Origin of the sequence: Empedobacter sp. UBA7248, from assembly GCF_002472945.1 — a bacterium.
Lineage (GTDB): Bacteria > Bacteroidota > Bacteroidia > Flavobacteriales > Weeksellaceae > Empedobacter > Empedobacter falsenii_C.
This window is the reverse complement of sequence record NZ_DKSU01000002.1, coordinates 42889-66375: the sequence shown is the minus strand read 5'-3', so window position 1 is coordinate 66375 and position 23487 is coordinate 42889. Positions and strand designations below refer to the sequence as shown.

Sequence of the window (23487 nt, the reverse complement as noted above, 5' to 3'; positions counted from 1 at the left end):
CTCTCTACCAACCATGATAAAATACGCCATAATATTAGCATTTTTTAGCATACCATGTTCACTTTCTGCACAAACTTTAGGTGCAACAGATAAGTCTGAGAAAAGTGTTAATCGCTATAAAAGTGTGATACAGAACAATAAAGATGTTGTTGACTTTATAGAGTATTCTCTTGTAGAAAGAGGACTTCCTCGCCATCTAAAGAATTTAGCATTTATTGAATCTAGCTTTGATTCAGGAACAATTTCTTCCGCAGGAGCTTCTGGGATTTGGCAATTTATGACTGCTCATGCAAGCGAATACGGATTAACAGAGCGCGATAGAAATGATATTTATAAAAGTACAAAAGCTGCAATGAGCTCGTTAAAGAATTTGTACAATAAATATGGAAATTGGGTGACGGTTGTTGCTGCTTACAATTGTGGAGAAGGTAATATTCAGAAAGCAATGGATAGAGCAGGTTCTAAACGATACACCGATTTTTATCAATATTTACCAGCAGAAACAATCAATCATGTTCAGAAGTATTTGAATGCAAGTTATGCAAGTGGACATTTGGATGATGTTTTAAATGATTATAATGGTTTAAAAGCAAATACTCCAGAAGTTGTTTATCAAAAATTTGTTCCAAAAGAAATTGATACGAGTATTTCGACAACACAAATCAATTCTGCTTATAATCTTGATGTGATTGCGAAATTCTTAAAAATAAAGCCGAATGATTTATTAATTTGGAATAAAAATTTAAACAAAGAATTAAGTGATACAGGCGAAGGAATTTTATCATTACCGAATGAATTAATGACCATTTTTTCGTTAAATCAAGATGAAATTTTAAGTCAATCGTTAAAAGTCATGAACTAATTTTTGTCGAATCAAAAAAATATATTAATTTAAGAGAATCAATCTATTACCTAAATGGAAAACTCTAACTACAAACTACCTTTTAGACCATTGAACCTGATGGCAAGCAACGGACAAGTGGAAACTTGTGACGTTTTCGAAAGCATTGCGCAAAATATCATGCTGCTTATAACGACTAAAAAAGGTGAAAATAGATACGATGAAGAGTACGGAAATGACGTTTGGGATGTAGAATTCGATAACGGAATAAGTACAACGATTTGGGAAACTATTTTTATAAAAAGTTTGATAAGGCAAATTAATGATTATGAGCCGAGGCTACAAAATCCGAAAGTACAAGCTCATATTACGTATGTAGAACATAGTTACGAAACCAAAGGTTATACAGAAGTAAAGAAAAAAGTTAAAATTGGAATTAACTCCAGGTTAGAATCCACAGGCGAAAATTTCAATTTTACAACAGAACTTTATTTGAGTCCAATGTCTATTGATTAACAGAATAAATAATGAACCTAAACCAACAAATATATTCTAAAGAATCAATAAAAGCGAGGATGTTGCAAAATGCAACAAAACTATGGGGTGTAAAAAATATACAAGCTTTAGACCCTTTGGTTAAACTTTTAATTGATGCTTTTAGTACAGAAGTTTTCAAAGCGAATAACGAAATACAAAATGTTAATGGACGTATTTTAGAGAAATTGGCGCGTCTGTTAACGCCAACAAAATATACGCATCCAAATCCTGCACATGCAATCGCTTTTTGTATTGCAGAGGAGGATAAAGAATTGTTATTAGAACATTCAGAGTTTTTTTTCAAAAAACATCTTAATTCTTTCCGAAAAGTTCAATCCGATCAACAAATCGAAATTCCATTTACACCAATTGATAATGTAGAAATTATCAATGCACAAACGGTTTTGATGATTGCTGGAAACACAGTTTATGAGATTGATGAGCAATTGAATAAATTACCAGTTAGTAGAATTTCGAATTCAATAGAGAATTATAGAAAAATCAAAATAGGATTAGACTTTTCTAATTTTTCATCTGAAATTTTTCCAGAAAGTCTCAATTTTTATTGCTCAAATCCAACTTTTGAACATATAGATTTTGTGTATCGCTTGTTGCCGCATATCAAAATTACGTGTAACGATAATGAACTAAATATTACTTCAGGAAAAAATTATCCTAAAATTGAAGAAATTCAAGGATATGAAGGATTGTTTCGAGATCAATCAATCTTATTTAAATTGAAGGAAGATATTAAAAATATTTATTCAGATAAATTTATTGAAGTTGATGGTTTTAATCCTAAAGTTGCTGAAAATTTTTCGAATTGGCCAGAAGAATTATATGATCAAATTCAATTAATTCAACAATATAAGGATAGAAATTTAGTTTGGTTGACGGTAGAATTTCCACCACAATATGATCAAGATATTTTAGAGAATTTTTCATTTGTTTTGAATGCATTTCCAATTTATAATCGAGGATGGAAAAAGACAGAATATAATTTGGACATAATGGGAAACAACATTCCTTTAGAAACAGCTGATAACGAATATTTTCTTTATGTAGATGAGGTAATAGATGAATTAGGGAAAAAATATACAGAAATTCCTTTTATGCCTACAAACGATTTGGAACGTGGTTTATATACGGTTCGTAGAGGAGGAATGGAGCGTTTTAACGAACGAAATGCAGTTGATTTATTATCAAATGTAATGGAATTATTGCGTGATGAAGTTGCTGCTTTTTCCGTTTACAATCGTGATAATGTAAAAGATGTTTTAGGCGAAATATCTATAAAAGTGAAAGGCTTGATGATAAAAACCGATCAAGTAAATAGACAGCTAAAAGACGATGTGAATTATGTGATTATAGAACCTGTCGAAAATTCGGGGCATACATATGCTACTTTTTGGATGACAAATTGTTCTATGGCGAATAGTTTGCGCCCAGGAACTGAATTAAGTTCACAAAAAAATCAACAGAAAATCTATTTATTAACCGAAACAATAGGTGGTTTAGAGGAACAAAAACGTTCGGATACAATTTTAGCTTATAAATATGCTTTGACAACTCGCGATAAAATTATATCGAAAGAAGATGTTAAGAATTATTGTAAAATGGAGTTGCGCGATGAAGTTAAAAAGATTAGTGTAAAACGTGGAACAATGATTAGTGATCGACCAAAAGAAGGCTTTATTAGAACAGTAGATGTTGAAATTATTCCAATTAATTATGCGTTTTATGGACAAAAATATTGGGACAATGTCGCAGATGTTTTGAAGAATAATATTAAGCTAAAAGCAATTGATGGAGTTGAATATCGTGTTAATATTAATGAAAATTAAGATGATATGATGGAAGTTGAAGAGCAAATATTATACAATATATCAGATAAAAATTACAACAAATTACAAACCGATTTTAAAGCAGAAGCTGTTGCGGTAAATCTTTTGAGGTATTACAAATCTAATGCTTCGGTGTTTTTGAAACGAGTTGGAATTAATGAACGTCCTTATCTTAAAGATATCAAAAGCATTACTTCTTCCTATTATGGATTTGATGAGGAAAGTATTTTAATTGAATCATATCGCGAAAGTATATACGATTATTTGCCAGAAGGGCTTTTTCATCCGGCATCTTTAGGAATTAGTAATCGAAATATTGAAAAAGTTGTTCTTGAAATTAAAAAACAGAAAGAAGTAGAAGAAAATGCACGTAAGTTTTTTCAACCCTTCGAATTAGAGTTTTTTAATACAGAAGTTCTTGCTTTAATAAAAGAAACTGAGTTTGATATTGCTGATAAATCTGGAGAAATTGTAAAAATTGTTTCGGAGTTGTGGCCTTTATTAAAACAGGTTGATAGTGAAACAGCAAAGATTTTTTATTATATCCTTCCATTTTTACATGAGGTGAGAGGAAATACAAAATGGATTAGTCATTTTTTGAGCGCATTTAACAATGTTCCTGTTTCAATTAGTTTTCAGCCAAATCAAATCGATGAACAAGACGACGAAGAAAAAAGTACTGTTTTAGGTACCGCAAAATTAGGCATAACATTAATTCCGAACGGAAAACACATGGATGGAGAACGAAACTGGGTAGTAAACATTGGTCCAATTCCGTACAATAAAATCTATCGTTATGTTTCAGGACATCCTTTTCGTGAATTATTAGAATCTATTTATGATTATTTGATGCCTGTAACCGTTAAGATTTTTGAAAATTTTATTACAGAAAATAACGAGAACTCCTTTGTTTTAGGAGGAAATAAAAATACAAGCCGATTAGGCTATTCAACATTTATATAAAAAAGTGATGTTTATTTTTTTAACAACAACAACTAATATAGAAATGGAACCAGCTTCTATGAAAACAATTTTTTTTAGGTACTTATTAATGCCATTGATCGTTGCGATTTTGGTTTTTATAATGGGACTTATTAGAAAAGCAAAACCTGCAATCCAAATAAAACATATTATTGTATATGTCTTATTAAGTGGATTATGTTTGGCTTTGCCAGGTTTTTTTGGTTTCTCCGGAAATCTATTCAATCCATTTTGGTACTTAATTTCTCAAATAGTTTACTTGGGATTAGGAATTATTCATGTTAATCTTTTGCACAAATATTTTCGAAAACATATTGATAAAGTTTGGATGAGTATCCTTTTTGAAAGTGTAATGACTTTAACGTGTATTGCATTTGGAGGTTATCTTTTTACAATGATTTTTAAATACATGGGAGATGGATTAGGTAATCCGTATATGGCGGCAACAAGTATATTTACATTTGTTTTGCCTTTAGCGTTTTACTATTGTTATATTCAATTTATTAGTATTCCTTTTGATATTTATAAAACATGGAGATATGATCCAGATCAAAAACCTTTCAATTTTGATGGAGTAGATTTCGATCGATTGATGGTGTTAAATGTAGAGTTAGGAAAAAATATTGATGATAGTAAAAGATTTTTGATAAAAGCAAAAACTCTTCCTACGGAAATCACTTTTGGAGATTGGTTTTTTAGAGTAGTGGATGATTATAATTTCAAAAATCCAAATACGATTATTGAATTAATAGATCAAAATAAAGAATCTTATTATTGGATATTTTATGTAAAGAAATCATTCTTTAGCAAGCGAAGATATGTTGATTTTGAGCGAGATATTACAACAAACAGAATTACAGAAAACGAAACAATTATTTGTAAACGTGTAATTCGTCATCAAGAAGAAGGAGTTAAAAAACTTAATAATACAAACCTATGATACAGACAATAAAACATTATCCTGTCAATTGGGTAGATGGAATGAAGATTTCTCAACAGCATTTGATTGATCAAGAGAATTTTGTGATTGATAGTCTTAGAGATTCTAATTCGATATTAATCAATAATTTTAATTATGGTTTATTACCAATTTCAGATCAACATGCAGATAAATCTGTTTATGAAATCTTGAATACCGCTACCAACGATGCACAGTTAATTATAAAACGTTGTTCGGCAGTAACCAAAGCTGGTTATCGAATAGAATTGGTGGATTATAATGTAAACATCAGATCGTTAACGAAAAAAACAGATGGAGTAGAACAGGAAGAGCAAGATGGAGATTATTACATTATTGCCTCTGTCAATCTGTTTGAGAAAATTCCTTTTGGTGATATTGATCCAGAGGAAATTCCGCCAAGACATCCTCATACTTTACCAAAATATAAGATAGAATTGGTAAATACAACTATTCTTAATAGTAGTTATTCTGGTGGAGATTATTTGGTTTTAGGAAAAGTAATGATTAAATCAAATATTGCACAAATTGATTCACATTTTATTCCGCCTTGTGTATCTGTTCAAAGTCATCCGAAATTGGTTGAGCATTATAATTCGTTTGTAATCTCGTTGAGTAATATTCGTCAATTTGCTTTCCGAATTATTCAAAAATCAGCACATAAAAATCAAAATACAGCTTTAGCACAAAATGTAAAAACACTTTGTCAAACTGTAATTAGTACAATTGGTGAAAATTATTTCGAATTTAAGAATATTGTGATGAATCAACCACCAATATTTATGATGAATATTTTTTCAAAATTCGCGCTTCATTTATACAATAACACACAAATGATGATTCCTGCTGAGTTAGAAGAAATGCTAAATTATAGTTTGGAATGGAGTGAAGTTGCTCCGCATACAATTCTGAATAATTTGACAACGGTTGCTGAAATTAATTATGATCATCATAATTCTGGTGAAGCTTTCATGCAAATCAATCATATGCTAAGAAGTTTGGAAATTGTTTTCGGGAAGTTGAGCGAATTAGATTATATCGGACAACGCAAAGAAAGTATCATTGTAAATGAACAAGAAGTAAAATCGAACATCGATCCTAAAAAAGGATGGAGTGTAATTGATTAAATAAAATCATCATTATGATTCGTAAAATATTTGATTTAAAACAAATCGTTAAAAATTTTATCGATCATTCTATTTTTAAGAAAAATACAGAAAATAAACATAAACAAAACATTAACTCAAAATCAAACACTATGGCAGTATATAATTATGGAGTTGGAGGTAACGAAGTAAAAGTAGATGCTAACGAAGCTATCCAAAATATACAAGAAAATAGAACTTTACTTGTAAGTCAATTAACATCAGACGAACCATTTGTACCAGAAGTAGTAAAAGGTTTAAAAACGATTGAAGATGTATTTCGTCATTTCGAGCCTTCTGTGTCTGTACAACATCAAACAGAAGATGGAACAATTATCGATGAAGAATTTAGATTTCAGAATTTAGGAGATTTTACACCTAAAACATTAACCCAAAAATCTGATTATTTAAAACAATTAAGTATCGAACAAGAGCAATACAATAAGATTTTGAGACAGTTGAAAAACAATAAAATCTTGAAAACTATTGTTGAAAATGAGCAAACGAAAGAAGCTTTAATAGATGTCTTAAAAGAAATTGCTCAAGAACTAGAGAAGAAATAATTTTCTATTAAAATTTTACTATCATGGAAAACAAACCACAACCAATACAAGGACAACAGCAAGAACAAAGTCAAGAACAGCAATTTGCTCAGAAGAAAGGAAATGCGCTTGATGTTTTAAATAAAGTAGGAGGATTTAATTTTGTAGAAACTGTCGTTGACGGAGTTGCAAATATGAATCCGACAAGAAAAGCGCGTAAAGAGATTTTCTTAAATGATCAAAATAAAGAAGAAGAGCGTAAAGATTTATTGAAAAAAATTAATCTTTGGGTTGAATTATTAGAAGATAATAAATCAATCGATCAAATGGCAGATTCTTCTAAAAATAAAGCACTATCAGCAGAAAACAATCTAAAATCAAACTTAAAAAATACATTAGATACTGTTCGCGATTTAGAAACTTCTTACCGTACAATAGCTCAGTTTTATAAAAATACAGAGTTAGATAAAGTTAATAATGTGAGTGTTGTAAATGCAAGTTTAGAGCAATTGCAAGATTTGGATAATCCCTTATTTATTGATGCAATTTCGGAAGAATTTAAACAAAATTATGATCGTTTAGATTTACGCGATAATTACTCAATTTTAGCTTTACCAGGTTATCTAGGATCGAATAAAGTTGTAGAAAAATGGGCAAAAGTTTGTAACGAAAACAAAGTAATGTTGGTTACTGATTTTGCGAATTTAGATAAACCAGATGATGTAGTTGATTTATTTGATTCTGCAAATTTAACAGGAGGAGAGTTGCACAGAAGTAATGTAATTATGACGTGTAATTGGCTTGTAGGACGCGGTAGAGCAGAGGAAGTAGGTGAAGAAGAAAATGTAGATTTGCCACCTTCAACGTCTTTGGCAGGTAAAATTTATAAAACATTGATGTCTCAAGTTGCAGCAGGAAAAAAACATGGAAATATCAACGAAGTTGATGCCGTTAAATTCGATTTGAAGAAAAGTGAAATTTCTCAATTAGAAAAAATGGGATTGGTTCCGATGGTAAACGAATATGGGAAAATCATGGCTTTTTCTGCAAAAACGTTGTTCAACGGAGATAATATTGGTTTACAAACTTATTCTGTCGTTCGTGTTTTTGATTATGTGACGAAAGTATTGTTAGATTTCTTAAATCGTCGTGCTTTTGAAAACTGGAATCCTCGTAATGAAGATGATTTGAGAAGACAAATCGTACAGTTCTTAGATGAAATTAAAGGACCAGATAAATTAATCGAGAAGTTCAAAATTGTACGTTTTGAGCAAGATAAAGTAAATAAAGACCGTGTTTGGTTAGATATTCGTATGACACCATATTTTCCAACAAAAAGTTTTGTGATCAAATTAGATGGTCACAAAGGTGATGATGGAAATGAATGGGAAGCGGAATATCAACAAGAATAATTTTTTTACAAGGATTTTTTATAAGGAATTTGCTTTCGAGTAAGTTCCTTTTTTTAACTTAATCAGAATGAAAAATATCAATTATACTATTATTCTAACAATTTTAATTATTCCGATTTTCTTCTATAGCTGTAAAAAAAGTTATGAAAGACCAGACGAATATGAAGTTGATTTATTTAAGAATGAACGAGTATCGAATGATACTATTCAGATGTTAACGAAAGAAAAATCTTTTGAGCAAGCTGAAATAGTTATTTCTACAAATAAGATTAAACTTCTGGATAGTATGGTAAAACAAGGAAAAACACCTATTTATGTTTATCAACTTACAAACGGAAAAATTGAAAAAGGAATAAAAGATAGTGTGCATTTTCCGATGAATATTCTTTCTACAAGAGCAATTAATAAATCGGATAAATCAACTAAAATCTATTTAGAGAATTTAAAATCATTCAAATTATTAGTCTCCGATTTTGATATTAAGTATCAAATAATTTTTCGTTCTCCACTTTCAGAGGATTGAGAAAAGTATAATTTTTTGATGGATAGAGACAAGAAATATAAAGATATTGCAATCGTATGTTATATTTCGTGAATCTAATTGTGAATTGAATTTTTAATAAGTACTATTTATTATTACGTTTTTCTCTTTAAATACTATGCTTTTCTAATAAAAAAACCAGCAAACTTGATGTCGCTGGTTAATTTTTTAATTTGATATGAATTTTAATTTAAAAAGTGAACTTATTTTTCAACTACAATTTTTCCATCTTTTATGACTGTTTTTACTTTTTGAAGATCTGCAATTTGTTTTAGCGGATTACCATCAACAAGAATAACATCTGCAATTTTACCCGGTTCCAGAGTTCCTAAATTTTTTGCTCCCAAAGCTTTTCCGCCTTCTTTTGTTGCAGATAAAAGAATTGTTTTATTGTCAATTCCTTGACCAGTCATTACTCCTGTAACCATAGGTACTACTTCTGTTGGAGGAATTCCTGGAACATCAGAAGTGAATAAAGGAACTGCTCCTGCTTTCAACATTACTTGAACGTTATTTTGCATAATATCATAATCATTTCTGTCTTTTGGAGTTGCAAAACCAAGTTTCATATAACGTTGCATAAAGCCAAGTGTGATTGCAATTGGAATTTTCTTTTCTCCAATTACTTTCAAATATTTTCCATCAACATCTTTTGTTTTTGCTGGAGGATGAATAAATACATCTACGCCAGCAGCTACCATATTAGGAACATCTTTTGCATCTGCATTATGAACAAACACTTTTAAATTATTTTTGTGTGCTTCATCAACAATAGCAGTTAAGACTTCTTTGTTGAATTTGGTTTGATTTGTTACACCATCATAAACAACAACATCAGCTTTTTGTTCTACTAATTTTTGAACAGATTTACGTGCTTCTTCAGGATTTTCAATTGGTAATCTTACATGTTCGTTACACCATTTTAAATCTTCTCCTTCTAATCCAGCACATGCGTAATAATCACCAGATTTAAGCAAAACAGGACCAGCAGCAAAAACACGAGGTCCGCTAATTTCTCCTTTTGCAACTTTTTCTCTAACATTATAAATATATGGTTCAAAATCTATTGGAGAAAGTATAGATGTTATTCCTTGTTCTAAATGACCTTTTAAACGTTTAGTTAATTCATTTTCAATAAATTTATTTGCTTGAGCATCATTTGTTGCAGGCATTTTTGGAGGCATGTCATACATATTCCAGAATAAATGTAAATGTGAATTAATAAGTCCAGGCATAACAAATTTACCTCCTGCATCAATAGTTTTTGTAGCTTCTACATCAGTTATTTCACCTTTTTGTACTGCTACTATTTTTCCATCTTTGATAGTTACGCTTGCATTAGAAATAGGATCACTTCCTGTTGCATCAAAAACAGTTGCGTTTTTAATTAATATATCTACTTTTGTTTTTTCTTTTTTACAAGCAATTAAAAGGGCTGTTGCGATAGCAATTAAAAAGCATTGTTTAAATAGTCTAATCATAATTTTATTGTTTAAGTTGTTTTTAGTCGCATTGACCATCTATAGAACATGATTGCCCATTTTGTATATCTAAGTTTGTTTTAGTTTGATTTAATTTCCATTCTTCAAATGCCTTTTCAATAGTGTTTGAAAATACATCCGAGGGTTGTGCTCCGGAAATACCGTACTTCCTATCAAGTACAAAAAAAGGAACTCCTGTTACACCTAATTGAATTGCTTCGTTAATATCATTTTTTACTTGATATGCATATATATCATCAGTAAAAGCTGCCGAAATTTCGTTTTCCTCTAAACCGATTTCTTTAGCCAATTGTATTAAAGTATCTGTATCTGATACATTTTTCCCTTCTGTAAAAAATGCTTTGAAAAGTCTTTCTTCCATTTGAGATCCTTTTGCTTTACTTTTAGCAAATTGTATAAGACGGTGTGCTTTAAAGGAATTGGTCATGATTGTTTTATCAAAATGATAGTCTAGACCTATTTGTTTAGCAGTAGTAGATACAGAGGCTAACATTTGATTTCCTTGCTCTTCGCTGATATTACGTTTTTTAGATAAATATCCTGCATATGTATCGTTAACAACTTCGGGAATACTAGCATCCAATTGATAACTTTTCCAAATAATTTCAATTTGGTCTTTATATTCTAAATTCTCTAAAGCTTTTTCTAAATTATGTTTTCCAATATAACAAAAAGGACACATTACATCGCTCCAAATTTCTATTTTCATATTTGATTAGTTTTTTGTTGAAACAGATCATTATCAGAAATCCTATCTTTTAAGTTGTCTTAATGAGTATGATGCTATTTAGCGAAATAACAATTTTTCTCTTAAGCTGCCTTTTAATAGTATAGGTAATCTATTTTGAAATGAGTTTTGTTAATACAGAATTTGTAAAAAAATATTCTATTACTTAATTTCTGTAATAAAATCTTCTTTAGGTTGACGAACTTTTTTTAATGGAAATAACCAATCCTCTTCTATTTGTCTTTTGCCTAGAGCTAAAAGAACAACTGATCTTAATCCTTTTTCCTTTAATTTCAAAAATTCATCTATTCCTTCTTTACTAAATCCTTCCATTGGCGTAGCATCTACTCCTAGTTCTGCTGCTGCGGCAATTGCCATTCCAAAAGATATATGTGCTTGTTTAGCAGTGTGATGGTACTGTTCTTCTTCAGAAAATGTACTGAATAACTGTTTTAGACCTTCTACTGTGTCTGCTGTTTTTTCATTAGAAATTCCTCGTTCTGAATTTGTATAATTATATACTTCATCAACTTTTTTATCTGGAATTGTTGCCCAAGATGTAAAAACAATCAAATGTGATGATTCTACAATTTGAGGTTGATTAAATGCTATTGGTTGAATTTGTTTTTTTACTTCAGGATTACTAATTACAAACAAATGTACTGGTTGTAATCCTGCAGATGTTGGAGCTAAACGCGCTGCTTCAATAATTTTATTTACTGTATCATCATCTAATTTTTCTCCTGTCATACGTTTTGTAGCGTATCTCCAGTTTAGCGCTTCTAATAATTTCATTTAAATATTAAGGGTATTAAATTGGTTTGATTATTTTAATTTATCTAATTTTCTATAAGCATTGAATAAATAGTAAATGGTAGCTAGTTCAAATATCATTCTAAATGCATTTGATACATTCCATATTTTTCCATAAAAACTTCCTTTTTCTGGATTCGCATAAAATCCTGAACCAAACATTTTTGATAATACAAAACCGACTATTAATGATGTAAGTATGGTAACTATTAGAGCTAAAATACTTGCCATTCTGTATTCGCGTTTTACATTATCAATTTTATTTAAAAATGTTAAAATCCAAATTGAAATTCCTGCAATTAATGTCATCGGTATAAAATATAGAGTTGGACTAGAATTGACAAAAAACATATTTAAGTGCTTCAGATGATTAGGATCTTCAATAATCCAATTAGGGCCAAAAACTATTGCTTCATATAGATTGCCAAAAAACCAATAGGCAATACCAAATATGGCAAATAGAGTCCAATTTTTTTGTTTATTCAAGTTCATAAGGCTATCAATATACTATCTTAGTAAAATTTCTCGTATTTCTACACTTCCTCCAGCGACTAGAATAGGATTGGTTGCTGCAATTTTTTTAGCAGCTTCTAAATCTTCTACTTCTATAATTAGAAATCCAGTTAAGAAATGTTCAACTTCTTTAAAAGGTCCTTCTTTTACAGAACCATCAGCAAAAATTGTAGTTGCCATTGGAGGAATGGGAGGCATAGTTCCTCCTAAGTTTTTGACAATTCCCTTTTCTTTAACGTCTTCTAACCATTTAGCTCTATCAGCTACTTCTCTTGGGTCTGTAAAAGCTCCAGGATCCATATTTGTATTAACTCTTAGTAATAAAACAAAGTTTTTCATTTTTTTAAATTTTAAATAGTTCTTTTAAAAATTCTTCGATTGGTGCTGTAGGTCTTCCAAGTAGTTCTTCTAAGAATTTGTTTTCTATTTCGTATTGATGTGTTTTAATGTCAAATAAAGTTCCTGTGTTTAGGTATATAGCGAAATCTGGAAAACCTATTTGTTTTAAATTTTTTTCGAAATCATTTTCAGAAATATCATTATAATTTATTGTTTTTCCACTCAGGTTAGACAATACATTTGCAATATCTTGATAGCTATATTCTTTATTTCCTACAATATCATAGGTTTTATTTTCATGACCTTTTTGTAGTAACAGATTAGCAGTTCCTTCTCCCATTTCTCTACGAAGAACATAAGGAACTTTTCCATTCCCTCCAGGTAAATTTATATTTTGATTTAACGCGTTTTCTCCTAATATTTGATTTAATGCATCCGCATACATTGTATTTCTCAAAATTGTATAGGTTAAACCACTTTTTTTAATATAATCTTCTGTTTGAAAATGACTTATCATTAAGTCTTTTACTCCTGAAGTTTGAATGTCCTTTATTGCTAGACCAGTATAAACAATATGTTTTACTCCTTGGTCCTTTGCTGCATCGATTACATTTTTATGTTGTTCGAAACGGTTTGAATCCATTGTAGAAATCAAAAGTAATTTTTCAATTCCATCAAAAGATTCTTTTAAAGATTCTCTGTCGCTAAAGTTTGCTAATCTGGCTTGAAACCCTTTTGATGTTAGTTTGTTGACTCCTTCTTGATTACTTGATGTAACGACAAAAGTATCTTGTGTACTTTTTTTCAAAAGTTGATTAACGACACTAGATCCTAAATTGCCAGTCGCTCCTGTTATTAATATCATTTTGATTATTATTTCTATAATTTATATCCTTAAAAAATGAATTCGAATTTTTTGAACGATTTGTTCTATGATAGATAAATTCTACATCACTTTGAGATGTATTAACTACTGCTTCAGTACTTTATCGTTCTTAAAAATATTGTTTAATGATTTAGTGTAAAGAAATAAAATCCTTTAGAAATAGTTATTATTACTTTCATGGTAGATACCTGTTTCCATCGAGGGAAGTAATAATGAAATGATGTTTTGTATTTTATTGATTTATAGCGCTTTGATATTCTGTGGTTTTTTGTAGTTTACTTATAAATGCATTAAAAATATTTAAAAGGTAATAAACTACAGGAGATGATTTAGTATAATCAAATTTGTTTATTATTAGAAATCTTTAGAAAAAAGTGATTACACATAAGATTTACAATAGCTTATAAAAGCTGTAATTTTAGTAGAAGATAATAACAAATGTGTTATTGTGTATTTAAAAACAAAAAAGTCCTTATTTACATAAGGACTTTTTGATTTATAAGAAATAATTATATGTTGAATTATTTTCTTTTTACATTGACAGCCATAAGACCTTTTTTTCCTTTTTCAATATCAAAAGTAACTTGATCATTTTCAATTACTTTGTCAATTAATCCAGAAACATGTACAAAAACATCTTCACCTCCGTTTGCGTTAGAGATAAAACCAAAACCTTTTGATTCGTTGAAGAATTTTACTGTTCCTTCTTGCATAGTTGTATATTTAATTAATTTATTTTTTTGATATTTGAATTGCTCTGAATCCTTTTTCAGACATTTCTTTTTTGAACTGCACTTGATCTCCTACTTTAAGTAATTCTTTTGATTCTTTGAAGTGGAAGAAGATTTTATCGTTAGAAGTTGGTACTTTAATAAAACCAAACCCTTTTGAATCGTTGTAGATATCAACCATACCTTCTATAAAAACATCTCTGTTATCAGATTCTAATCTTTTATTATTCAGCAAATCGGCTTCTTTGTCTTGTAAATGAGGTGGTACATCTGTAAAATTACCAAGTACATCAACATAGACAATCATATCTTCTAATGATTTTCCTTTGTTGTTATTCTCTTTTCTGTTCTCTCTTTTGTTTAATTTCTCTAATTTTTTTAAAGCTTTCTTTTTGCTATTTTCTTTTTTAGATGTAGAATCTGCCATAAATGTTTGTATAGATTTTTTATTATTAATACTCATAAAACCTAAGAAAACATGAATTAATTATCCAACAACATTTATATTATAATGTAGTAAAACTTACAAGTATACGTTTTAGAAAACAGAAGTTAAAATTATATTGACTAGGTCAATTAGTGAATTAAAAAAAGTAAAATAAAGAATACAATTGTAAACTATTAAGACAAAATATCTTCTTAAGTACGTTGCAAAGGTAATAAGTTTTAATGAATTAAATGGTATTAATTTCTAGAGAATTCTATATCACTAAAAAGTTCTAACCTAATTGTGATTAGAACTTAGATATTATCATGATTGATATCGTTAAAATTGGTAAATAAATGTGTTTATATTCATACCTGCGCCAACAGATGCAAATAATACCACATCGCCTTCATTTATCTGGTGATTTTCCAAATCATTATCCATAATCATTTTCAAAAGAATTGGAATTGTTGCCACACTACTATTGCCAAGTTTATGAATATTCATTGGCATAATATTTTTTGGCACATCTTGATCATATAAACTATAAAAGCGTTTTACAATTGCTTCGTCCATTTTTTCATTGGCTTGATGAATCACTATTTTACTGATATCGTCAATATTATATGAGCTATCATCAACACATTTTTTCATTGCTAAAGGTACTTTGGATAAAGCAAACTCATAGATTTTTCGACCATACATTTTAATGTATTTGGTATTCGGACATTTTTCTGAATTATATGATTTTCCAAAAAACAGATAATCTTTTTCTTCGTTTGCATAAGAGGCAGATAAATGAGCTTGTATTCCTTTATTGTTTGTAGAAGCTTCTAAAATAGCTGCACCAGCACCATCTGCATATATCATTGTATCTCGGTCGTGTTCATCTACTACTCTCGAAAGAGTTTCAGCACCAATTACCAAACATCTTTTTGCTAATCCAGCTTTTATAAATGCATTGGCTTGTATAACACCTTCTACCCAACCTGGACAACCAAAAATAACATCGTAAGCAACACAATAAGGATTCTGAATTTTCAATAAATTTTTTACTCTTGCAGCAAGACTTGGCACCATATCAGACTGAATAGTGTCGTGTTTTACATCTCCAAAATTATGAGCGAATATAATATAATCAATAGTTTCTGCGTCGATATTTGCATTTGTGATGGCTGAAGCAGCTGCCATATAGCCTAAGTCTGATGTTACTTGATCTTTTCTAGCATATCGACGTTCTTCTATTCCTGTTATTTGCTTTAATTTATGTGAAATAGTAGCATTATTTTGATCTAAAATTTCTCCTTGTTCATTAAAAAATTGATGTTCTTCAAAAAAAAGATTTGATATTTTTTCAGTTGGAATATATTTTCCTATTCCTATAAAGTGATTTGTCATATATATATAGATAACAGAGTTAGAATCTGCTATCGGATACAATCTCGGAATAACTTTAAGAATTATTGCTATAAAGTTATATTTTTAACTTAAACTTTATGTTTATACCAAAATTATATTTTATAAAATATTAAATTAATAAATTTTATGATCATTATTTTTCAATATTATCTTGGAAGCTATATGCATAATAAGTCATATATGTTATTAATTTGGTTTTATAAAAATATAAGGTTAGATAATTCTAACCTTATATTTTTATAAGTATAGTTTGCTTTTGTTTTTAATTTTTACAATCTGTTTTGATAAAAAATTAAATCATTTAAAACATAATAAAGGTCAGTATTTTAGATATCTCCTAATTTAAATACAACAAGTTGAGTTGAATTTTGTACTAAAGTCATTCCATTTGAACAGTTTCCAGAAGATCCTCTTCCTAGCTGAATCACCCATGATGTTGTATTTGCAAGAGTTGTAACATAGGAAATTGTACCACCGTGATTAGTACCAAGACCACTAGCATCAGCTTTATGAGACGCAGTGCTATGAATTCTTTGAGTTCCTACTTCTTTAGGGAAATCAACTAAATAGGAACTAACTGTGCAGCTTCCTCCTACAAAGGCTTCATATATAAAGGTTATTTGGTAAATTCCAGGGGGAAAAGTAATTGTTTCACTACTAGCATCAAAAGTTAAACCTTTAATTGCATTTTTTGTTAGCGACATCGGTACAGTTTTTTTAGCTCCTGCAGCAGTGTTATCCAAAAAATTACTTTGAGCCGTTAATAATGTAAAAATAGCAGGAGAAGGAATAGATAAATCGTTTGCTATTTTATCTGTTACTTGTACATTGTTATTACTATCAATAATTAAAATTTTTGAACCAATGTTAGACGCATTGCCAGTTGTTAAACCTGCTAATTTTAATGTATTTGTTCCGTCTGTGGTAATTGTGGTCGCTTCTGTTAATGTTCCGCCTAGTTTTATATCTCCAGCTGCTGTTTTACTCAGTCCATTTGTGACACTAACAGGAGTGAGAGTAGTCGTCTTTACATTATTATTTCCATCTATCATCAACATCTTAGATCCTGTAACAGTTATATCTCCACTTTGTAAACCTTCTATCCGTACAGGATCGATGTTACTGCTGCCTTTAATGTGAAGTTTATTATTTGGAGAAGAAGTACCTATTCCAATATTTCCCGAAGCACTAATCCGCATTCTTTCAATTAAATTACCTCCATTAGAGTTTCCGATATAAAAATCTTCTTCTAAACCTTTTGTATCTGATATTCCTGTACGAATAGATCCTAATGCCCAATTGGCACCTCCTGCAGTTGGACCATTGTTAGTAAAACCAAGTAATGATAAGTTTCCAATAGCTAATTCAGATATATTTCTTAGAGCCATAATTCCATATTGATTGCTTCCCGAATTTGCATCAATCAAATTGTATCTGCTCAATTTAGGATCTGTAGAAACAACATGAAGCTTCGTTTCGGGTGTTGTTGTTCCTATACCTATTTTGTGATTAGCTGCATCTACAGAAAAAGTAGGTCCATCTACAGAAAAACCATTGGCAACCGAAGAAGTGTACGCTAATGTATGATTTCCTTGAGTAACGATTCTATTTCCAGTAAGACTTCCGTCAGAATTATATATATTTTTTGATAAATAAGGAGACCATTCAGTTCCATTGAAATAGTAATATCCTGAACTTGTTATATTGGTAACCTGTGATAAACTAGGAGTTACTCCTGTTGGGATGTCTGCTGTTGTAACATAGACTATAGTTCCTTCTTGATTAGTATTATAAGTCCCTGAATTTTTTGCTGCTAATTGCTGCTTTGTAACTCTTGGAGGCAAAATACCGTCTTTAGATGTTGTAGCTAAACTAGCCACAACATCTAAAGTTGATTGAGGATTATCTGTATTAATTCCCACTTGCGAATAACTAGTTTGCGTTGTCACAAATCCTGTAAAGATGAAATAAAGTAGTTTATTTTTCATATTCTTTTATATATAGTTTTTAAAAAAATCATATTTCATTACATTTTCAAAAGATGTGATGTTTGTTTAAGTTGTTTTAAATTAAAGTTTTATATTTTTTAATTAAAGAAAAGATGCAATTTTAGAAGTAATTAAAAGTATATCTAATTCATAAAAAATATGTTGTAATAACTTCCTTTTTCTTGAGAATAAAATACTTTTCACTCAACATTATTCTAAGAAAATGTTTAATAACCATCTATTTTTATCAAAACTTATAGAAAACAGCAAATAATTTAAATTTTGTTATTTAAATCTTAAAATTATTCCGAAAATACAATCACTCTATTTAAAAATTGCTCATCCATACCCCTCATTTACTACCTTTTTTTTTACTTATTTGTATAAATAAGATAAATAACCTTTCAATTATTCTTCTTTACATCAAATTGAAGCTAGCGATTCTGAGTTATTTCGAACAAAAAGAATAAGAAAACTATAAAGAAGTATCAATGCTATTATTAACAGATCTATTACTTAGATTATTTTGATCTTTAACTAAATTTTGTCCCAAACCAATTAAAAGAAAATTAATAGTACGTAAGAGGACTTAACTCCTGTTTTTTCAAGAATAGATAAAAAGCAAGTAAGATTATGCTTATATATTAAATTTACTTGTGTAACAATTATTCCTAGATATTTAAAAAAAAAGGAGTATAGTTTAAGATTTTATTTATAATAAGCGCTTTAGGTAGTGATAGGTAAGCTGTTTATAGAAGATAATTTTTTTGGAAAGTTATAAATTAGTTAATTCATAATAATTTTAAAAATTTTCTAAATCATAAAAGCTCAAATCCTGAATTTTAGGTAGCTTATTTACTTTCATTATAATCTTCTTTTTATTTAAAACTTTATCTGAACCTAATTCTTGATTAAATTCTATTTTGGTGTTGGTTAACAAGTTAATATTGGTTTCAGATGTAGTATTTTTTCCGTCCCATTTAACTCTTGATATTTTAGTTAATTCAAAATTGTTTTGTTTATAACGAAATTCATAACGGCTTTTTCGATTCTCGATATCTGTAAGCATTACCAAATTACCATCTTCGATGTAAAAATCAGGGATAGGATTACCATTGTGTTCGCCTTTTTTATCAACTGGATATTGGCTTTCAATTAACTTTTTAGAAGATACTGCCAGTTGAATTTGTTTATTCGGTTTAGAAAGAAATATTTGTAATCGTAATGGACCTGTCTCGTCAATTAAATCCATTTCTAAAACAACTTTATCAATCTGTTTATCATTATTCAGGTCACCTTCTTCTTTTTGTACAAGAAATGTAAAATTGTCTTTTGTTGTCTTTTGCGAATATAAATTTATAGTTACTAAAAGAAAAAACATGATATGATATAAGAATTTATTTTTCATAATTATTTCTACTTAACCATAAGTTATTTAATTAAAGGATTACCAAATAAAGCACTAGATATAATATAAAATGAAAAAAACAAACTTACCAAATACAATAAACTTAAAAATATAATACATCTTGTTAGATACATAACCCGTTTTATCTTTATTTTTTCTATAAAAAAATCAATAAATAGAAATATTAAAGATGTAGGTACACTAATTATTATTCCAAACTGTTTTATTATTTTGAATACTACTGTTAAATCAATAGTATTTGAAGAATTACTAAACATAAGAATAAAGTAGATAAAAAAAAATAAGATTTGCAACCAGTATCATAATATTACTAAAAAACTTTTGGTTTCAATTTTACCATGTAAATTTTGTTTTTTATAGGTCCTAATGAAATAATGATAAGAGATAGTGCTAATTATATATTTTTTGCAATAAGAAAACAAGTAATGGTATACATAAACTTACTAATAAAATTGTCATTGAAATATTTTACAGAAACGCCATATTCTTTTTTTTCTAATCCTTTTGGTTTGATTCGGATAGAGTTTAATCTGTTTCGGATTTTTTTTTGAAAGGCTTATTTCCTTCATGGTAGGTAGTTGAGAGCTATAAAATATCTAAAGCAAATTATTTATAAGAGTCTTTAAAAATCATATCATTCTTAAACAATCTCTTACTTTTTACTTCAAGAGGTTCTCCGTTTAAGAATATTTCGTAATCAGAATTATCAGAAGCAATTTTAAATTCTATTTTGGCATTTGGACCTGCTTTCTTAAAAGCTTCACTCATTTGATCAAAATCAAAAAACACGCGTCCTTCAAATTGCTCGCCTTTACTAGTTGTAAAATAAAATGTCAATTCTCTTGGGACAGCGCGTTCGCGCATATTGCTTCCTTTTAGCCAAGAAAATAACACCTTTTCTCGTTTGCCATTATAATATTTATTTGTAATAAAACCTAAGAAATGAAAATCTTTGTGGGTTGAAGTTGCAATAGGCTCCCAAGTATATTTTTGGCGATAAGAAAGCCAAAGATCAGGCGAAGCATCTGCCAAAAACCTTTTATTATAAATATCTTCTCTTGTTTGTGAAATAGTTGAAAAAAGTTTTTCTTCGTACTCTTTATCATCTTTAATGACTTCTGCTTGGAATTGTCCTATTTCTATCTGTTGTATACCAAAACGTAACCAAACTACGACTACTCCTTTTGGGGCAAAACCAAAAACTAAATCAGACATTTTTCGATAATTATTACATTTTGCTTCTTCTTCCAATACATCTACATATTCTTTTCCTTTGTAACAAGATTCATCGTCTGAATTGGCATAAGCTCTACGTGCCAATTCTTTCACTCTTTCCACAGGAAAATTAGCTTTTAAATGATAGAAAGTATCTTCGTATCTAGAGAAATAAACAATATCTGCTCCTATTGGTGTACCTGCACGTTCTGTAAACATTTTACCAGACATTCCCCAACTACCAGAACTACTACCATAGGGCAAGCTAGCATTGGTGTCTTCTAACGTAATAATTTTATCTACTACAGGTGTTATTATAAAATTATTATCTGGATGGGAAATTTCTATGTTATAAACAGGCATATAGGTTCTTTTTTTTTTCTTGACAACTTACCAATTGAAAAAACAGAATAGAAAACAAAAAATAAACACAGCGGTACATAACAAATTATTTATAAGAGTCTTTAAAAATCATATCATTCTTAAACAATCTCTTACTTTTTACTTCTAAAGGTTCTCCATTTAAGAATATTTCGTAATCAGAATTATCGGAAGCAATTTTAAATTCCATTTTGGCATTTGAACCTGCTTTTTTAAAAGCCTCACTCATTTGATCAAAATCAAAAAATACGCGTCCTTCATATTGCTCGTCTTTACCAGTTGTAAAATAAAATGTCAATTCTCTTGGAACAGCCCGTTCGCACATATTGCTTCCTTTTTGCCAAGAAAATAACACCTTTTCTCGTTCGCCATTATAATACTTATTTGTAGTAAAACCTAAGAAACGAAAATCTTTGCGAGTTGAAGTTGCGATGGGCTCCCAAGTATACTTTTGGCGATAAGAAAGCCAAAGATCAGGTGAAGCATCTGCTATAAACTGAGCAGCTTTTACTTCTTGTCTGTTCATGCTCCATGTTTTGAAAAGTTTTTCTTCGTATTCTTTATCATCTTTAATGACTTCTGCTTGATATTGTCCTATTTCTATCTGTTGTATGCCAAAACGTAACCAAACAACGACTACTCCTTTTGGAGCAAAACCAAAAACTAAATCAGACATCTTTCGATAATTATTACATTTTGCTTCTTCTTCCAATACATCTACATATTCTTTTCCTTTGTAACAAGATTCATCATCAGAATTGGCATAAGCTCTACGTGCCAATTCTTTCACTCTTTCGATAGGGAAATTAGCTTTTAAATGATAGAAGGTATCCTCATAATTAGAAAAATAAACAATATCTGCACCTATTGTTGTTCCTGCACGTTCTGTAAACATTTTACCAGACATTCCCCAACTTCCAGAACTATTACCATAGGGTAAACTGGCATTGGTGTCTTCTAACGTAATAATTTTATCTACTACAGGATCGATTGTATATTTATTATCTGGATGTGAAATCTCTATGTTATAAACAGGCATATAGGTTCTTTTTTTTTTCTTGACAACTTACCAATTGGAAGATTGATATGATAAGAAATATGGTTATTTTTTTAATATTCATTATCCTTGTATTATATAGCGTTTTCTTTTGTCGACTGTTACAATTCCTTCTACATTTGGTCCCATTCCTGTTTTGTCAGAAACCGACCAATGCAAATAATTGTTTCTAAGATTCTTTAAGACATTAACTGGAACAAAATCTAAATAAGAGATTTTCTTAATCTCAGCGATATAACTTTCGGGAGAAACAGTTTTATTACCTGCATTATATTCATCCACATAATTATTTCTAATATTGGTACATTTGTTCATATAAAATTTTAGATAATTATAAACAGTTTCGACCTCTTCACTTTTTATTACTTCTTTTTTTTCAATCGTATTTTTAACATACTCTACACCAAATTGTTTAGAATAATGAAACATTGTATTTAAAGAAATTCTATCGTATTGGTTAGAAAGCTTTCGGGTTCCTCTTAATTCGTAGGTATCCAATTTTTTTAAAATCATCTTTTCTAATAAATTTATTTCTAATTGAGCTTTCGTATACCATCCTTCCTCTTCTAAAATTTTTTTATACTCTTCACACTCTTTTTTGTAACCTTTATAAAGTACTCTTGTTTCTTCCTCTCCTTCTACGTAAGATCCTCCAATATCAGAATGTACTCCTGGCAAAGTAAATTCTAATCCATTAAGACCTGTACTATTAATATTGGTTAAACTAAAATTGTCTCTATATTCATCATCAGATGTGATATGCAAACAAAAATGAGCTTTCTTTACAGCATCTAAATTTAATTGTTTGGCATCATCATCTATAATATCAATCCCAAAAATAGAAGTTCCTCTATGATTTGCCCCAAAAGAAGCAACGGTATCATATACCCCAACGAAATTAAAAAAGATTTCATTTATTTTTATTTTTTCCTTTACAAGACAAGCCCCTAAATAACCATATTTCTCGATAAAAGTTATTTGTTCGTCTGTAAGATTTTCTAATGTCATTCCTTGGTCTGACTTTTCACTTTCTTCTTTTTCTTTTTCCGATAATTCATAAAATTTAGAAGGAGAAATTACCCATCTAATTTTAGCATTATTAGGCTTTTTAGGAGAAGTTGTCGCGACATGAATAAAATGGCGTGCAGCTGTTGCCCCACGACTAAAACCATAGACATTTACTTTTAAGACATTTATTTTTTTATCTTCAAATTTATTATGGACGGCTTTTGCTCCTACCATAGCTAAGAAGTAAAAAA

Annotated in this window: 23 protein-coding genes; 9 read left to right on the top strand and 14 right to left on the bottom strand. The window is 29.4% G+C overall.

Translation table 11 applies throughout. The annotated features are described in order from the left end of the window. Positions 1–13 precede the first annotated feature (13 nt). The 9 genes from B4A23_RS00480 to B4A23_RS00440 all read left to right on the top strand — a co-directional run bounded on the left by B4A23_RS00480 (position 14) and on the right by B4A23_RS00440 (position 8783). Complete coding sequence (locus B4A23_RS00480) at positions 14–862, top strand: lytic transglycosylase domain-containing protein (protein WP_291115607.1); 849 nt, start codon at positions 14–16, stop codon at positions 860–862. A 54-nt stretch (positions 863–916) separates the two neighbouring features. Beyond that, positions 917–1357, top strand: a complete 441-nt coding sequence (locus B4A23_RS00475) for a GPW/gp25 family protein (protein WP_291115604.1) — start codon at positions 917–919, stop codon at positions 1355–1357. Between the two features lie 11 nt (positions 1358–1368). Continuing rightward, positions 1369–3222 carry a type VI secretion system baseplate subunit TssF gene (locus tag B4A23_RS00470; protein ID WP_291115601.1) on the top strand — a complete coding sequence of 618 codons (1854 nt, stop codon included), beginning with the start codon at positions 1369–1371 and terminating at the stop codon, positions 3220–3222. A gap of 6 nt (positions 3223–3228) precedes the next feature. Then, positions 3229–4185, top strand: a complete 957-nt coding sequence (locus B4A23_RS00465) for a hypothetical protein (RefSeq protein ID WP_291115598.1) — start codon at positions 3229–3231, stop codon at positions 4183–4185. A 7-nt stretch (positions 4186–4192) separates the two neighbouring features. Next, positions 4193–5143, top strand: coding sequence for a TssN family type VI secretion system protein (locus B4A23_RS00460; protein WP_291115595.1), 951 nt, complete (start codon positions 4193–4195; stop codon positions 5141–5143). After that, positions 5140–6288 (top strand): hypothetical protein, encoded by a 1149-nt coding sequence (locus B4A23_RS00455; RefSeq protein ID WP_180906424.1) that lies wholly within the window; start codon positions 5140–5142, stop codon positions 6286–6288. Before B4A23_RS00460 ends, B4A23_RS00455 begins: the two co-directional genes overlap by 4 nt. A 131-nt stretch (positions 6289–6419) precedes the next feature. Next, the gene (locus B4A23_RS00450; protein ID WP_180906808.1) at positions 6420–6869 is read left to right on the top strand and encodes a type VI secretion system contractile sheath small subunit; all 450 of its coding nucleotides are present in this window, start codon (positions 6420–6422) and stop codon (positions 6867–6869) included. A 23-nt stretch (positions 6870–6892) separates the two neighbouring features. Continuing rightward, the gene (locus tag B4A23_RS00445) at positions 6893–8260 is read left to right on the top strand and encodes a DUF5458 family protein (RefSeq protein WP_286477922.1); all 1368 of its coding nucleotides are present in this window, start codon (positions 6893–6895) and stop codon (positions 8258–8260) included. Between the two features lie 67 nt (positions 8261–8327). Then, positions 8328–8783: a hypothetical protein gene (locus B4A23_RS00440; protein WP_291115588.1), complete on the top strand. Its 456-nt coding sequence runs from the start codon at positions 8328–8330 to the stop codon at positions 8781–8783. 221 nt (positions 8784–9004) lie between these two features. On the opposite strand, the gene B4A23_RS00435 is transcribed toward B4A23_RS00440, so the two are convergent. The 14 genes from B4A23_RS00435 to B4A23_RS00370 all read right to left on the bottom strand — a co-directional run bounded on the left by B4A23_RS00435 (position 9005) and on the right by B4A23_RS00370 (position 23470). Next, positions 9005–10282 (bottom strand): amidohydrolase family protein, encoded by a 1278-nt coding sequence (locus B4A23_RS00435; protein ID WP_291115585.1) that lies wholly within the window; start codon positions 10280–10282, stop codon positions 9005–9007. Between the two features lie 22 nt (positions 10283–10304). Further along, entirely contained in the window at positions 10305–11012 is a 708-nt protein-coding gene (locus tag B4A23_RS00430) for a DsbA family oxidoreductase (protein ID WP_291115582.1), read from the bottom strand. 180 nt (positions 11013–11192) lie between these two features. Then, positions 11193–11825, bottom strand: a complete 633-nt coding sequence (locus B4A23_RS00425; RefSeq protein ID WP_291115579.1) for an NAD(P)H-dependent oxidoreductase — start codon at positions 11823–11825, stop codon at positions 11193–11195. Positions 11826–11855: 30 nt separating this feature from the next. Then, on the bottom strand, positions 11856–12329 hold the full coding sequence (locus B4A23_RS00420; RefSeq protein ID WP_291115576.1) for a hypothetical protein: 474 nt from the start codon (positions 12327–12329) through the stop codon (positions 11856–11858). A gap of 21 nt (positions 12330–12350) precedes the next feature. Then, positions 12351–12695 carry a YciI family protein gene (locus B4A23_RS00415; RefSeq protein ID WP_180906438.1) on the bottom strand — a complete coding sequence of 115 codons (345 nt, stop codon included), beginning with the start codon at positions 12693–12695 and terminating at the stop codon, positions 12351–12353. A gap of 4 nt (positions 12696–12699) precedes the next feature. Next, entirely contained in the window at positions 12700–13560 is an 861-nt protein-coding gene (locus tag B4A23_RS00410) for an SDR family oxidoreductase (protein WP_291115573.1), read from the bottom strand. Between the two features lie 542 nt (positions 13561–14102). Further along, positions 14103–14294: a cold-shock protein gene (locus B4A23_RS00405; RefSeq protein ID WP_038335863.1), complete on the bottom strand. Its 192-nt coding sequence runs from the start codon at positions 14292–14294 to the stop codon at positions 14103–14105. A gap of 19 nt (positions 14295–14313) precedes the next feature. Beyond that, complete coding sequence (locus tag B4A23_RS00400; protein ID WP_219033988.1) at positions 14314–14739, bottom strand: cold shock domain-containing protein; 426 nt, start codon at positions 14737–14739, stop codon at positions 14314–14316. Positions 14740–15078: 339 nt separating this feature from the next. Continuing rightward, on the bottom strand, positions 15079–16137 hold the full coding sequence (locus B4A23_RS00395; RefSeq protein ID WP_291115570.1) for a 3-oxoacyl-ACP synthase III family protein: 1059 nt from the start codon (positions 16135–16137) through the stop codon (positions 15079–15081). Between the two features lie 347 nt (positions 16138–16484). Next, positions 16485–18146, bottom strand: coding sequence for a hypothetical protein (locus B4A23_RS00390; protein ID WP_291115567.1), 1662 nt, complete (start codon positions 18144–18146; stop codon positions 16485–16487). 802 nt (positions 18147–18948) lie between these two features. Further along, positions 18949–19554 (bottom strand): hypothetical protein, encoded by a 606-nt coding sequence (locus tag B4A23_RS00385; RefSeq protein ID WP_291115564.1) that lies wholly within the window; start codon positions 19552–19554, stop codon positions 18949–18951. Positions 19555–20181: 627 nt separating this feature from the next. Beyond that, positions 20182–21153, bottom strand: a complete 972-nt coding sequence (locus B4A23_RS00380; RefSeq protein ID WP_291115561.1) for a DUF2931 family protein — start codon at positions 21151–21153, stop codon at positions 20182–20184. Between the two features lie 85 nt (positions 21154–21238). Further along, a complete protein-coding gene (locus B4A23_RS00375; RefSeq protein ID WP_291115558.1) occupies positions 21239–22210 on the bottom strand; it encodes a DUF2931 family protein in 972 nt (323 codons plus the stop codon). An 81-nt stretch (positions 22211–22291) separates the two neighbouring features. Beyond that, positions 22292–23470 (bottom strand): phospholipase effector Tle1 domain-containing protein, encoded by a 1179-nt coding sequence (locus B4A23_RS00370; protein WP_291115556.1) that lies wholly within the window; start codon positions 23468–23470, stop codon positions 22292–22294. Between the last annotated feature and the right edge of the window lie 17 nt (positions 23471–23487).

Bases quoted from the DNA above. Each gene is read 5' to 3' on its own strand.
- B4A23_RS00470 (WP_291115601.1), top strand. From the start codon at position 1,369: ATGAACCTAAACCAACAAATATATTCTAAAGAATCAATAAAAGCGAGG.
- B4A23_RS00455 (WP_180906424.1), top strand. From the start codon at position 5,140: ATGATACAGACAATAAAACATTATCCTGTCAATTGGGTAGATGGAATG.
- B4A23_RS00385 (WP_291115564.1), bottom strand. From the start codon at position 19,554: ATGAAAAATAAATTCTTATATCATATCATGTTTTTTCTTTTAGTAACT.
- B4A23_RS00400 (WP_219033988.1), bottom strand. From the start codon at position 14,739: ATGGCAGATTCTACATCTAAAAAAGAAAATAGCAAAAAGAAAGCTTTA.
- B4A23_RS00375 (WP_291115558.1), bottom strand. From the start codon at position 22,210: ATGCCTGTTTATAACATAGAGATTTCACATCCAGATAATAAATATACA.
- B4A23_RS00465 (WP_291115598.1), top strand. From the start codon at position 3,229: ATGATGGAAGTTGAAGAGCAAATATTATACAATATATCAGATAAAAAT.
- B4A23_RS00460 (WP_291115595.1), top strand. From the start codon at position 4,193: ATGTTTATTTTTTTAACAACAACAACTAATATAGAAATGGAACCAGCT.
- B4A23_RS00390 (WP_291115567.1), bottom strand. From the start codon at position 18,146: ATGAAAAATAAACTACTTTATTTCATCTTTACAGGATTTGTGACAACG.
- B4A23_RS00395 (WP_291115570.1), bottom strand. From the start codon at position 16,137: ATGACAAATCACTTTATAGGAATAGGAAAATATATTCCAACTGAAAAA.
- B4A23_RS00480 (WP_291115607.1), top strand. From the start codon at position 14: ATGATAAAATACGCCATAATATTAGCATTTTTTAGCATACCATGTTCA.
- B4A23_RS00440 (WP_291115588.1), top strand. From the start codon at position 8,328: ATGAAAAATATCAATTATACTATTATTCTAACAATTTTAATTATTCCG.
- B4A23_RS00430 (WP_291115582.1), bottom strand. From the start codon at position 11,012: ATGAAAATAGAAATTTGGAGCGATGTAATGTGTCCTTTTTGTTATATT.
- B4A23_RS00410 (WP_291115573.1), bottom strand. From the start codon at position 13,560: ATGATATTAATAACAGGAGCGACTGGCAATTTAGGATCTAGTGTCGTT.
- B4A23_RS00380 (WP_291115561.1), bottom strand. From the start codon at position 21,153: ATGCCTGTTTATAACATAGAAATTTCCCATCCAGATAATAATTTTATA.
- B4A23_RS00370 (WP_291115556.1), bottom strand. From the start codon at position 23,470: ATGGTAGGAGCAAAAGCCGTCCATAATAAATTTGAAGATAAAAAAATA.
- B4A23_RS00475 (WP_291115604.1), top strand. From the start codon at position 917: ATGGAAAACTCTAACTACAAACTACCTTTTAGACCATTGAACCTGATG.
- B4A23_RS00425 (WP_291115579.1), bottom strand. From the start codon at position 11,825: ATGAAATTATTAGAAGCGCTAAACTGGAGATACGCTACAAAACGTATG.
- B4A23_RS00405 (WP_038335863.1), bottom strand. From the start codon at position 14,294: ATGCAAGAAGGAACAGTAAAATTCTTCAACGAATCAAAAGGTTTTGGT.
- B4A23_RS00415 (WP_180906438.1), bottom strand. From the start codon at position 12,695: ATGAAAAACTTTGTTTTATTACTAAGAGTTAATACAAATATGGATCCT.
- B4A23_RS00450 (WP_180906808.1), top strand. From the start codon at position 6,420: ATGGCAGTATATAATTATGGAGTTGGAGGTAACGAAGTAAAAGTAGAT.
- B4A23_RS00435 (WP_291115585.1), bottom strand. From the start codon at position 10,282: ATGATTAGACTATTTAAACAATGCTTTTTAATTGCTATCGCAACAGCC.
- B4A23_RS00445 (WP_286477922.1), top strand. From the start codon at position 6,893: ATGGAAAACAAACCACAACCAATACAAGGACAACAGCAAGAACAAAGT.